This is a genomic window from Sphingobium sp. DN12, from assembly GCF_051058005.1.
Classification (GTDB): Bacteria; Pseudomonadota; Alphaproteobacteria; order Sphingomonadales; family Sphingomonadaceae; genus Sphingobium; species Sphingobium yanoikuyae.
This window is the reverse complement of the sequence record NZ_CP173717.1, coordinates 2,446,717-2,458,662: the sequence shown is the minus strand read 5'-3', so window position 1 is coordinate 2,458,662 and position 11,946 is coordinate 2,446,717. Positions and strand designations below refer to the sequence as shown.

At 67.9% G+C, this 11,946-nt stretch carries 10 protein-coding genes and 1 pseudogene; 5 read left to right on the top strand and 6 right to left on the bottom strand.

The window, feature by feature from the left end; genetic code table 11:
• The first annotated feature begins 49 nt into the window (after window positions 1-49).
• Together ACI6S0_RS11645 and ACI6S0_RS11640 are read left to right on the top strand one after the other, a co-directional pair.
• Window positions 50-1,084 carry an aldo/keto reductase gene (locus ACI6S0_RS11645; RefSeq protein ID WP_434405935.1) on the top strand — a complete coding sequence of 345 codons (1,035 nt, stop codon included), beginning with the start codon at window positions 50-52 and terminating at the stop codon, window positions 1,082-1,084.
• Between the two features lie 13 nt (window positions 1,085-1,097).
• Entirely contained in the window at window positions 1,098-2,261 is a 1,164-nt protein-coding gene (locus tag ACI6S0_RS11640) for an MFS transporter (RefSeq protein ID WP_434403148.1), read from the top strand.
• Window positions 2,262-2,264: 3 nt separating this feature from the next.
• Here ACI6S0_RS11640 and ACI6S0_RS11635 read toward each other — a convergent pair whose 3' ends face one another.
• Window positions 2,265-5,183, bottom strand: a complete 2,919-nt coding sequence (locus ACI6S0_RS11635) for a ligand-binding sensor domain-containing protein (RefSeq protein ID WP_434403147.1) — start codon at window positions 5,181-5,183, stop codon at window positions 2,265-2,267.
• 156 nt (window positions 5,184-5,339) lie between these two features.
• On the opposite strand from ACI6S0_RS11635, the gene ACI6S0_RS11630 reads away from it, so the two are divergent.
• The 3 genes and pseudogenes from ACI6S0_RS11630 to ACI6S0_RS11620 all read left to right on the top strand — a co-directional run bounded on the left by ACI6S0_RS11630 (window position 5,340) and on the right by ACI6S0_RS11620 (window position 6,492).
• Entirely contained in the window at window positions 5,340-5,921 is a 582-nt protein-coding gene (locus ACI6S0_RS11630) for a helix-turn-helix domain-containing protein (RefSeq protein WP_434403146.1), read from the top strand.
• Window positions 5,918-6,076: pseudogene (locus tag ACI6S0_RS11625) on the top strand (TMEM175 family protein); the annotation flags it as partial. The gene ACI6S0_RS11630 and the pseudogene ACI6S0_RS11625, both read left to right, overlap by 4 nt.
• A 59-nt stretch (window positions 6,077-6,135) precedes the next feature.
• Window positions 6,136-6,492 carry a TMEM175 family protein gene (locus ACI6S0_RS11620; protein WP_434405998.1) on the top strand — a complete coding sequence of 119 codons (357 nt, stop codon included), beginning with the start codon at window positions 6,136-6,138 and terminating at the stop codon, window positions 6,490-6,492.
• 3 nt (window positions 6,493-6,495) lie between these two features.
• Here ACI6S0_RS11620 and ACI6S0_RS11615 read toward each other — a convergent pair whose 3' ends face one another.
• The 5 genes from ACI6S0_RS11615 to ACI6S0_RS11595 form a co-directional block, all read right to left on the bottom strand.
• The gene (locus ACI6S0_RS11615; protein WP_434403145.1) at window positions 6,496-7,197 is read right to left on the bottom strand and encodes a YoaK family protein; all 702 of its coding nucleotides are present in this window, start codon (window positions 7,195-7,197) and stop codon (window positions 6,496-6,498) included.
• Window positions 7,198-7,217: 20 nt separating this feature from the next.
• Window positions 7,218-8,594, bottom strand: a complete 1,377-nt coding sequence (locus ACI6S0_RS11610) for an alginate export family protein (protein WP_434403144.1) — start codon at window positions 8,592-8,594, stop codon at window positions 7,218-7,220.
• Window positions 8,587-9,015 (bottom strand): DoxX family protein, encoded by a 429-nt coding sequence (locus ACI6S0_RS11605; RefSeq protein WP_004212559.1) that lies wholly within the window; start codon window positions 9,013-9,015, stop codon window positions 8,587-8,589. Before ACI6S0_RS11605 ends, ACI6S0_RS11610 begins: the two co-directional genes overlap by 8 nt.
• A gap of 1 nt (window position 9,016) precedes the next feature.
• Window positions 9,017-9,907: a VOC family protein gene (locus tag ACI6S0_RS11600; protein ID WP_434403142.1), complete on the bottom strand. Its 891-nt coding sequence runs from the start codon at window positions 9,905-9,907 to the stop codon at window positions 9,017-9,019.
• A gap of 135 nt (window positions 9,908-10,042) precedes the next feature.
• Window positions 10,043-11,887: an amidohydrolase gene (locus ACI6S0_RS11595; protein WP_434405887.1), complete on the bottom strand. Its 1,845-nt coding sequence runs from the start codon at window positions 11,885-11,887 to the stop codon at window positions 10,043-10,045.
• Window positions 11,888-11,946: the final 59 nt, after the last annotated feature.

The window sequence follows — 11,946 nt, the reverse complement described above, 5'->3', positions numbered from 1 at the left end:
AGTCCTGCCTTCCATTTATGCGTCCATCACGGAATGGAAAGGGATGATGATGGAATATCGGCAATTGGGGGCATCAGGCCTGCGCGTGCCGGCGCTCAGTTTCGGCACCGGCACCTTCGGCGGCTCAGGGCCCCTGTTTGGCGCCTGGGGCAACAGCGACGCGCAGGAGGCGCGCCGGCTGCTCGACATCTGCCTCGACGCCGGCATCACCCTGTTCGACACTGCCGACGTCTATTCGAACGGTGCATCGGAAGAGGTGCTGGGCGCGGCGATCAAGGGACGGCGCGATCGGGTTCTGATCTCGACCAAGCTCGGCCTGCCGACCGGCGATGGCCCCAATGACTGGGGCGTGTCGCGCGACCGGCTGATCGGCGGCGTGGAAGCCGCGCTCCGGCGCCTTGGCACCGATCATATCGACCTGCTGCAACTGCACGCCTTCGACGCCTCGACCCCAGTCGAGGAATTGCTGGCGACGCTCGACGGGCTGGTCCGCGCCGGCAAGCTGCGCCATGTCGGCGTGTCCAACTATCCCGGCTGGCAGTTGATGAAGGCGCTGGCCGTGGCGGATCGCCATGGCTGGCCGCGCTTCGTCGCACACCAGGTCTATTATTCGCTGATCGGCCGCGCTTATGAGGCCGATCTGATGCCTCTCGCCGCCGACCAAGGCGTGGGCGCGCTGGTATGGAGCCCGCTCGGCTGGGGCCGCCTGACCGGCAAGATCAGGCGCAGCAGCCCGATCCCGGAGGGCAGCCGCCTGCACCAGACCGCCGCCTTCGCGCCGCCGGTGGAGGAGGAGCATCTCTACCGCGTGGTTGACGCGCTGGACGAGATTGCGGCGGAAACCGGCAAGACGGTGCCGCAGGTCGCGCTCAACTGGCTGTTGCAGCGGCCGACCGTGTCGTCGGTCATCATCGGCGCCCGCAACGAGGAACAGTTGCGCCAGAATCTGGGTGCGATCGGCTGGTCGCTGACCGCCGATCAGGTCGCCCGGCTCGACCGGGCCAGCTACCAGACGCCGGCCTATCCCCATGCCCCCTATCATCAACAGGCCGGTTTCGCCCGGCTGAACCCGCCGCTTGTCTGACGGGAGGAGCATCATGAAGATCAATCCACCGCTGCTCGCGCTGGCGGCCGGTGCCTTCGGCATCGGCGTCACCGAATTTGCGCCGATGGGCCTGTTGCCCGTCATCGCCACCGACCTTGGCGTCTCCATCCCCGCCGCCGGCCTGCTCATCAGCGCCTATGCGATCGGCGTCATGCTGGGCGCACCGCTGATGACGCTGACAACCGGCCGCTTGCCGCGCCGCACCCTGCTGATCGGCCTCGCCGCCATCTTCACCATCGGCAATCTGATCGCGGCGCTCTCCACCAGCTATGCGATGCTGCTGTTCGCGCGCATCATCACCTCGCTCAACCATGGCGCCTTCTTCGGCGTCGGATCGATCGTCGCTGCTAGCCTGGTCCCGCCCCAGCGGCAGGCGGGCGCGGTCGCCGCCATGTTCATGGGGCTGACCATCGCCAATGTCGTCGGCGTGCCGCTGGCGACCTGGGCGGGTGAAGTCATGGGCTGGCGTGCGGCCTTCTGGGGCATCGCGGCGCTGGGCTTCCTCACCATCGCGGCACTGCGCCTGACCCTGCCCGACATGCCGGCCCCGACCGAGGGCGATGCACGGTCCGAACTCCGCGTGCTGATGCGCGGGCCAGTGCTCGCCGCGCTCGGCCTCACCGTGGTCGGCGCCAGTGCGATGTTCACCGTCTTCACCTATATCACGCCGATCCTGCGCGATCAGACTCATGGCTCGATCGGCTTCGTGACCGCGATGCTGGTGCTCTATGGCGTGGGTCTCACCATCGGCAATTGGTTGGGCGGACGCTTTGCCGACCGGTCGGTGGACAGGACGCTGATCGTGACGCTCGCTGCGCTGACGGCGATCCTCATCGCCTTCGCCTTTGCCATGCCCTTTGCCGGGCCGACGGCGGTGCTGATCTTCCTGTGGGGCATTGCCAGCTTCGCGCTGGTGCCGCCGCTGCAGGTGCGGGTGATGAGCGCGGCGGCCGAAGCGCCCAACCTCGCATCCTCGATGAACATCGGCGCCTTTAACCTCGGCAATGCGATCGGCGCGGCATTGGGCGGTGCCGTGATCGCCGCCGGCCTCAGCCTGCCGTTCGTCGCGATCGCTGGTGCGGGGGCTTCGAGCCTTGGGCTGATCGCGCTGCTGCTCAGCCGCCGCAGCGGCGCGCCGCGTGCCGCCACCACCTGACGCTCACAGATAGGCGACACGGGCCGGCACGGTCACGCGGATGGTCGTGCCGGTCCTGGCGGTGGAGATGATCTCCACCGCGCCATCCATCCGCCGCGCCCGTTCGCGCATGCCGACCATGCCATAATGGCCTTCGCGCGATCCGGCCGCCAGCACCGCTGCGGATAGGCCGATGCCATCATCGATGATCGCCAGTGACAGCCGGTCGGTGCCATGATGCAGTTCGACGATGATGGTCCGCGCCGCCGCATGGCGCAGGCTGTTGCTGATCGCCTCGCGCGCGATCCGCATCATCTCGTCAGCGACCGGGGCGCAGACCAGCCGCGCGGTGCCGGCCTCCTCAAGGCGCCAGTCCAACTGGTCGCCGACCATCTCGTCCAGCAGTGCGCGCAGGCGCATCGCCATCGCAACCGGCTGCAATGCCTGTCGCAGCGAATGGACCCGCTCGCGACTGTCGACCAGCACATCCTCGGCCCGGTCGAGCGCGCCTTCCAGCTCGGTGCGGGCGCGTTCGCCGCGCGGCAGCAACTCGACCACCGCCTGGAAGCGCAGCATCAGCCCCTGGAACCCCTGCAACAGCGTGTCGTGCAGTTCCCGTGCGATCCGTTCGCGCTCGGTCAACTGCGCCTCGACCCGGCTGCGTGCCCGTTCGGTCACGACATGCAGGCGCCGGCGGTAGAGCAGCCAGCCGGCCAGCAGGATCAGGCTGACGCACAGGATGCGGAACCAGCGCGTCTGGTAGAAGGCTGGGGCGATCTCGAACGCGAGTGCCGCGCCCTGCCTGTTCCATACCCCGTCATTGTTGGCCGCGATCACATGGAAGCGATATTGGCCGGGCGCCAGATTGGTATAGAGCGCCTGCCGCTCCGTCCCGGCATCGAACCAGCCGGTGCCGCTGCCCTCCAGCCGATAGCGGAAACGGTTCTGCGCCGCATCGGTCAGGCTGAGGGCGCTATAGTCGATCTGCACCCGGCCGCTATGGGCGGGCAGGGCGATGCTGCCCGCGGTCAGCGGATAGGCCTTGCCATCGACCCGCAGCGACCGGATCGCCACAGGCGGCGGAACTGCGTTGCGAGCCAGCCGGGCAGGGTCGGTCCAGGCCAGGCCCTGGTCGGTGGCGAACCAGAGCTGGCCGTCGCGATCGAGGGCGATGTCGTTCGCCTCGAACAGGTTGGATCGCGCCCGATAATCGGCTTCCTGGCCGACCCGCTGATAGGGGATGGGGCGATCGGGCTGGGCAAGGCCCTTGTCCAGCGCATCGCTGCGCATCCGCACGATACCGGTTGCGCCGTTGATCCAGGTCCAGCCATCGGCGGTGCGGGCGATGCCGGTAATCCCGGCCAGATAGGGATGGGTGCGTTCGCCCAATGACTGCAACCGGCCGACCTTCAGGCGCGCCAGCCCCTTCATCCCGCCGATCAGCCACTGGTCGCCATCGGCCCGCAGGGTCAGGATCGATCCGATCGGACTGGTCCCGGCGGGCAGCAGCGCCGTCTCCTCGCCATCGCGAATGCGCAGCAGCCCGCGCCGGCTGCGCCCGGCGATCAGGCCGCCATGCGCATCGGCGCGCAACAGGGTGATGGTGCCGCCCGGCTGCCCCGCCGCGCCGCTCGCCGGCACCAGCCGCTTGCCGTCCAGCCGGTAGAGCCGGTCCATCCCGGTCCAGAACTGCCCGCGATCGTCGCGTGCGCAACTGACCGACAGCGGCCCCTCCACCGACGTCGTGCGGCGGACATCGCCGCGATCGTCCAGGTCGAGCAGGAAGGCGCCATCCAGGCTGATCGCCAGCAATTGCCGGTCATCGCCGCACAGCACGCCGATGTCGGCGCGCGGGAAGATCAGCCGGGGCTGGCGCTGGCCTGGCCCGACGCGATAGACGCCGCCGATACCGGCATAGAAGATATGGGCCGATCGCGGCGGCGCGACGAAGCCGGTCACCAGCGCCTCCTCGCCCGCGCCGATCAGGCTGGCGGCGGCATAGCGCTCCACCCCTGTCTCGGTGCCGACCCAGATATTGCCTTCCCGGTCCTCCAGTGCGGCAAGCGACAGCGGCATGTGCCCGGCCGCGACCTCGACCTTGTCGCCGCCCGCAGGAAGCCGTGCCAGGCCACCATTCTGGCCGGTGATCCAGGCCGTGCCCTGGCGATCGACATGGATATGGCGGGTGACATAGGGGGTGTTGACCGGATCGAGCCGGGCCGCGGCCTGCCCGCCGGAAATCGGCCGGATGCCGCCGTCGTCCGCCAGCCAGATCCGGCCCGCCTTGCCCTCGTCCAGCGCGGCGAAGGGGGCGACCTGCATCGCCAGCGGGGTGAAGCGCGCGGCACCGGGCGCCAGCCGCAGCAGGTGCGGCGGCAAGGCGAGGTAGAGGCTGCCGTCCGACGCGGCCAGCATCGGCCCCATCAGGCCGTCGGTCACGCCCTGCTGCGCGCCATAGCGGCGCCAGCGGCCATGCTGGTAACGCGACAGCAGCATCTTGCCGCGCGCTTCCGCCGCGACCCAGATCGATCCGTCGCGCGCTTCCACGATGCCAGCGACGCCGCCCTGCGCCGGCCAGGGATTGGCATCGCGCAGATGGCCGTCGCGATAGCGGGCGATGCCGCCGAAATCATGGCCGACCCAGATGTCGCCATTGCGCGCCGCCAGCAGGGCGGTGACCTGCAAGGATCGGCGCGGGTCGTCGCGATCGGCCAGCATGCGCTCGAACCGGATGCCGTCAAAGCGGTAGAGGCCGGTCGAAGATCCCAGCCACAGATAGCCGTCCTTGCCCTGCGCCAGCGCACGGACATTGCCCGGCGCTCCGTCCTTCAGCGTCCAGCGGCTGTGGCGCAACTGGCTGATCGACTGGCTCGGGTCCAGCGCCTGCCCCGGCTGGGCCAGCAGCATGGCCGCGATCGCCGTGATGATCGCCCGGCGCTTCATGATCTTCTGCTCGGTCGCGACATGGGGGCCTTGGGGCGGGAGGAACCGACAGCCGTAGCGCTGCGGGCCGATGCGATACAAGCCCCCCGTTAGAGGGACGCTCGCCCCCTCCATCCGGGCTTTGGGAAATCGTGACGCAGCCGCATCATTCCCGCCATGCCGGATATCGCCAGTCTCAACCCCCGCCCCAACCTGCCGTATCGGCTCGACGCCGCGCCGCTTCTGGACCTGCTGGCGCGGGCGCAGACGCTGCTGCATCGCGACCCCAACCGGGCGGACCTGTGCCTCGATCAACTGCGCGACCTGCTGTGGCAGGGCACGGACGCGGACGACGGCGCCGTCATGCTGGCCCGACGTCCCGACAGCCATTGCCCGCCGCCGACCGGCGGGCTGGCCGGCTGGCAATTGCGCAAGGTGACCGCCTATGTCGAGACGCGGCTGGGCCGCACGCTGGTGACGGAGGAACTGGCGCTGGTGGCGTGCCTGAGCCCCGGTCATTTCTGCCGCGCGTTCAAGGTCAGCATGGGCGAAACGCCGCATGCCTATGTCATCCGCCAGCGCATCCGCCGGGCACAGCGGCTGATGCTGGAAACCGGCCACAGCCTGTCGGACATCGCCAGCGCCTGCGGCCTGACCGACCAGGCGCACCTGACCCGGCTGTTCAAGCGGCTGGTCGGCACCACGCCGCTGTCCTGGCGCCGGACCTGGCAGGGATCGCCATTGGCGGCACAGGCATGAACAGCAAAAGGCTGGAGGCGTTCACCGACGGGGTGATCGCGATCATCATCACCATCATGGTGCTGGAACTGAAGGTGCCGCGCGGGGGATCGCTCGCCGATCTCACCCAATGCCTGCCGTTGCTGATCGCCTATCTGCTCAGCTTCGTGAATGTCGGCCTCTACTGGAACAATCACCATCATCTGTTCCAGCTCAACCCGCGCATCGACGGCGGGTGCTGTGGGCCAATCTCTTCCTGCTCTTCTGGCTCAGCCTGGTTCCGTTCGTCATCCGCTGGCTGGACGAGAGCGCCTGGTCGACCGGAGCGACGGCGGCCTATGGCATGGTGTTGGGCGCGGCGGCGATCGGCTATTTCCTGACCGAACGGGCGATCATCGCCTGCAATGGCGCAGGCTCCAGGCTCGCCCGCGCGCTCGGCATGGACTGGAAGGGCTGGGGAACGCTGGCCATTTATGGCGCGGCGGTTCCCCTGAGCTTCGTCAGCCGCTGGCTGGCGGTCGCACTCTATGTGCTGGTCGTCGCGCTCTGGTTCGTGCCCGACCGGCGGTTCGCGCGGGTCGCGCTGCCCTGATCTTCAGCCCCCGTGGGGCAGGGCGGCCGCCGGGTGGCGGACGCACAGCAGGGTGCCGACCAGCACGATCGCGCCCGACACCAGCAGCGGCAGCGCCAGCCCCATATGCACAACCATCAGCGCGCCGGCCGCCGCGCCCGCGAAGATGGCGACGATCGCCGCGATCCGCCGGCCAAGATTGGGATTGGCGCCGCCCGCCAGGCTGGAATCCGCCGCAATGCCGGTGACGGTCAGGGTCAGCACGGTGGTGGTGAGGTCGGGCACCTTCAACTGCCGGATGGTGGCGTTGCGAAAGCCCATCGCGATCGCGGTCAGGCTGATGATCGCGAACAGGCCGGCAGCGGGCTGGAGCGTGGGCACATGGAAGTTCAGCGCGACCACCGCCGCGATCCACAGCAATGCCGCCTCGATCAGCGCGGCGACCGTCAGCCAGTGGCGCAGCGGGCGTTTGCCGAAGCCCTGGCCAACCCGGCCGGCGATCAGCGCGCCGATGAAGAAGGTCAGCAGCGCGACCAGATAGGGCGCCACCCTGAAGCCCGGCGTCTGCGCCGCGGCGAAGCCCAGGAACACGACATTGCCGGTCATGTTGGCGGTGAACACCTTGCCCAGGCCCAGCACGCTGACCGCGTCGACCAGGCCGGTCGTCGCCGACAGCAGCAACAGCAGGCCGGGTAGGGGGGATGCGCTTTGGGACGCTGGCGGCATGATGATGCTCCTCACAGGATCTAGAAACGGAAATTGGCTTCAAGGCCGGTCATGGCGATGGTCTGGGCCGGGCCGGTCTCACGGATGAAGGCGCCCGGTGCGAAGAAGGACAGCGAAGTTGACAGTTCCAGCTCCGCCGTCGCCTGCCAGGCCAGCGTCGCCTCCACCTCCTTGCCGATGAAGCGGGCGCGGCTGTCGCCGGGGCCACGGACCAGGTTGCCGGGAATGTCGTAGACGCCGTCATGGCGGGCGTAACGCCAATAGGCCATGCCGGCGACGCTGGCGGAAAAGCCGTCGCCCAGCGGCGCGCTGATCCGGGGATTGAGGCTGACGATGTTGGTCGGTCCGACGGGCGAGAGTTCGCCGAAATATTTGCCCTTGGGGAAGAGCGCGTTGAACGTGCCCAGCCTGTCATCTTCGCTGTCACGATCGCCGCTCACGATGTTGAAGCGCAAGGTGGCGTCGGGCGACAGCGGCAGGCCGGGCAGGGTGCGGCCGACTTCGGTGCCGAGCGTCCAGGCGGTAATGCGCTGCCCGTCATAATGGCCGAACTGATAGACGCCCTCGACATTCCAGTGCCAGTCGCCCCGCACGCCATGCGAACGAAGGCCGAGACTGTGGCGCTCCTCCCGCCCGGTCAGCCCGCCGAAGCGCGCGGCGCGGTTGCGATAGCCCAGATAATAGAGGTCGAGATCCGGCAGCGTCGCATAGGCGCCCCACAGCCTGCGGGTGTCGGACGTGCGATCGTCGAAACTGGCGGGGCCGGGCTGGACCGGGTTGAGCAGGAACAGGTCGAGCGCGCGGCCTTCGCCCAGGGACAGGCTGCCGCGCACGCCGTCGAAGGCCAGCGGGGTGTTGGGGCCATAGCGGGTGCCGACCAGCCTTTCGGTGCCGAGTGAAATCATCTGGCGCCCGGCGCGCAGGGTGACGGGTCCGGCGCCGACTTCGGCAAAGCCCTGGAGCAGGTCGAGCCGGCTCTGGTCGATCGGGCTGGCCGAGGGCGCGACGCCGACCGCATGGCTGATGATCGGCTGGACAAAGGCACGGGCATGGAGCCGGTCCGGCGCGCCGACATGCAGGTCGGCATAGGGCATGGCGCGTGCCCATAAATAGCTGTTGTCGGGCGCATCGGCCCCGCCCCAGAGATTGTCGGCATAATTTTCGTTGCGCAGCCGCAGCTCGACGCCGGTGGACAGCCAGACATCGTCGCCCAGCGGGATATATTTGAACTGCCCCGTCCAGTGATGGCCGCGCTTTTGCGCGTCCGCCAGATCCGACCAATCCTCGTCATAGCGGGTGATCGACAGGGTCGGCGCCTGCCAGGCCTCCCGCGTCTGCGCGGCCAGCGGCGGGCAAGCGCAGAGCGAGAGGGCAAGGCAGACTGATTTTTTACACACGGCGCTGCGCCTGTTCGGCGACCAGCGCCGCCAGGATGAAGCCGCCGATCAGGCCCAGATGCTCGAAAAAGGCATTGGTGGCCATGAACCGCTCCTGCCCCATCGGCATCGTCCAGAAGGCGTTGGCGGTGAAGGCGGCCAGCAGGGTGAAGACGCCCAGCATCCCCGCGCCCAGCCAGGCCATGCGGCCGGTCAGGATCAGGATCGGCCCGATCAGTTCGATCGCGATGGTAAGCGCGGCCCAGAGCGCTGGCGGGTTCATGCCGAAATGCGCCTGCTCGGCAACCGCCGCCGGCCAGTCCGTCAGCTTGACGATGCCGCCCAGCAGATAGGCGCCGACCAGCAGCAGCCGCGCGATGAACCAGGTCGGCTTCCAGTCGAGGATCGCGTCAACGAAGCGGGGATCGCGGTCTGCGCGCATCCTACTTCGCCTCGGGCGCATGAACTTCGGCGATATAGCCGCCGGGGAAGCGCAGGATCACGCTCTGGCGACCGGCGATGCTCTGCGGCGCGACCAATGTTTCGACGCCGGCGGTCTTCGCCTTGGCCAGCGTGGCGTCCATGTCGGCGACCTCATAGCCGGTCATGTCGCGGCCATAGGGCCAGGGGAGTTGGCCGTCCGAGACGAAGACGGTCATCTTGCCATAGCCGCTCTCGATGGCGACGCGGCGGATGGTCTTGCCGGGTTGGCCGATTTCCTCGCCCTTGGCGGCGCGATCGTCAGAGACGATCCTGCCATGGGCAAAGCCGGTCCAGTCCCTGATGAACCGGTCGGCGACGTCGGCGGTCAGGTAGATGCGGTTTTCCGGCACGGTGGTCAGCGCGGGATAGCTGGGCTTGGCGGTGTGCCAGTAAAGCTGCATGTTCACGCCGCCGGCCCATTGCACCACCACGTCGCGGCCGATCGGATCGGGGAAGGTGGTGATGCGGCGCACCGCGCCATGCTTGAGCGCGGAGGCAACGGCACCGTCCATGTCGCTCACCAGATAGCCGGTCCGCTCATCGCCGAACGGATAGGGGATCGGCGTCTTGAAGCCGAAGACCGAGACGGTGCCGGCCGGGGTCAGTGCCAGTTGCGACTTGGTCAGGCTGGGCGTCGGCGTCACCTGGAACTCGCCCTGCTTCGACGTGGTGCCACCGAAGGTCGCGACGAAGCTGGTGACGAAGGCGTCGAACTGGCCTTCGGGCACATAGACATGGGTCGTGTCATATTGCGGGCCGACCGCATAATCGGCGCTGGCGGCGGGCTTTGCGATGGCGACCGGCATAGGCATCAGGATGGCGGCGGCGAATAGGAAGGCGAAGCGCTTCATGGACTATCTCCAGGCAGGAAGTCTTTCTCGTCATCCCCGCGAAGGCGGGGATCCATCTCCGGGCGTTGCGCCGTCGGGCTTGGTTGCGAGATGGATTCCCGCTTGCGCGGGAATGACAATGATTTGCGGTTATCGTCAGACGGCCCAGCAGCCGCAGCCGAGCGATCCCCAGAAGGTCTGGACATCGGCGGCCGGCACATCTGCGCCCAGCGCCGCGGCATGGTCATGGCCATGGACGCCGCAGGCCGAATGGCAGCCACAGGCTGACGCCAGCTGCGCGCGCGCCTCGCGGGTCTTGTGATAGCCGCCGAAGGTGGCGACCGGCGACCAGTCGGGCATGGGCTTTGGCAGGTCGGGCGCGAGCGGGGCATAATCGCCCTCGCCATGGACCACCTTGCCGCCGAGCAGGGTCAGGACCGATCGGATATGGACGATCTGATCCTCCGGCACCGCAAAATAGTCGGCCGACAGCAAGGCGAGGTCGGCCAGTTGCCCGGCCTTGATCTGCCCCTTCTTGCCGATCTCGTTGGAGAACCATGTATTCTCATGCGTCCACATCGCCAGCGCCTTTTCCCGGCTGACGCGATTGTCGCCGCGATAGAGGGCGAAGCCGCCGACGGTGCGGCCGGTGACGAGCCAGCTCAAGGATACCCATGGATTGTAGCTGGCGACGCGGGTGGCGTCGGTGCCTGCGCCAACGGGGATGCCCGCCGCGATCATCCGGGCGATCGGCGGGGTGCGCTCGGCCGCCTTGGCGCCATAGCGCTCGACGAAATATTCGCCCTGATAGGCCATGCGATGCTGCACGGCGATGCCGCCGCCCAGCGCGGCGATGCGGTCGATATTGCGGTCGCTGATGGTTTCGGCATGGTCGAAGAACCAGTGGATGCCGGTCAGCGGGATATCCCGGTTCACCTTCTCATAGACGTCGAGCGCGCGGCCGATCGTCTCGTCATAGGTGGCATGCAGGCGCCAGGGCCATTTATGTTCGGCCAGCAGGCGGATGACCGGCTCCAGATCGCCTTCCATATTGGCCGGCATATCCGGCCGGGGCTGGCGGAAATCCTCGAAGTCGGCGGCGGAATAGACCAGCATCTCGCCCGCGCCATTATGGCGATAGGTATCGTCGCCCTGCCCCGGCGTGACTTGGCGAACCCAGCCGGAGAAATCGGCCAGCTCTTCCTTGGGCTTCTGGGTGAAGAGATTATAGCTGATGCGGACGGTCAGTTGATCGTCCTGATGCAGCTTCTCGATGATCTCGTAATCGTCGGGATAATTCTGGAAGCCGCCGCCCGCGTCGATCACGCCGGTGACGCCCAGCGCATTGACGTCGCGCATGAAGTGACGGGTCGAATTGAGCTGATAGTCCTGCGGCAGCTTCGGCCCCTTGGCCAGGGTCGAATAGAGGATGGTCGCATTGGGCTGGGCGAGCAGCAGGCCGGTCGGGTTGCCGGCCGCGTCGCGGACGATCTCGCCGCCCGGCGGATTGGGCGTGTCCTTGGTATAGCCCACGACGCGCAGCGCGGCGGCGTTGAGCAGCGCGCGATCATAGAGGTGCAGGATGATGACCGGCGTGTCGGGCGCGACGGCGTTGAGTTCGGCGATGGTGGGCAGGCGCTTTTCCGCGAACTGATGTTCGGTGAAGCCGCCGACCACGCGGACCCATTGCGGAGCAGGGGTACGGGCGACCTGGCTTTTAAGCATATCCATCGCCTCGGCCAGCGTCGGCACGCCGTCCCAGCGCAGCTCCATGTTGAAATTCAGGCCGCCGCGAATGATGTGCATATGGCTGTCGATCAGGCCGGGGATCAGGCGATGGCCCCTGGCATCGATCACCGTCGCATCCGGTGCGGCGGCGCGCACCTCCGCTTCGCTGCCCACGGCCAGGAACTTGCCGTCGCGGATCGCGACCGCTTCCGCCACCGGATTGCTCCGGTCCAGCGTCGTCACCTTGGCATTGACGATGATCGTGTCGGTCATGGGGCGGTCCTTGGCTTGAGCAGGAAAGGGGGAGAGAAGGGCGGAGGCGGCCACCCCGG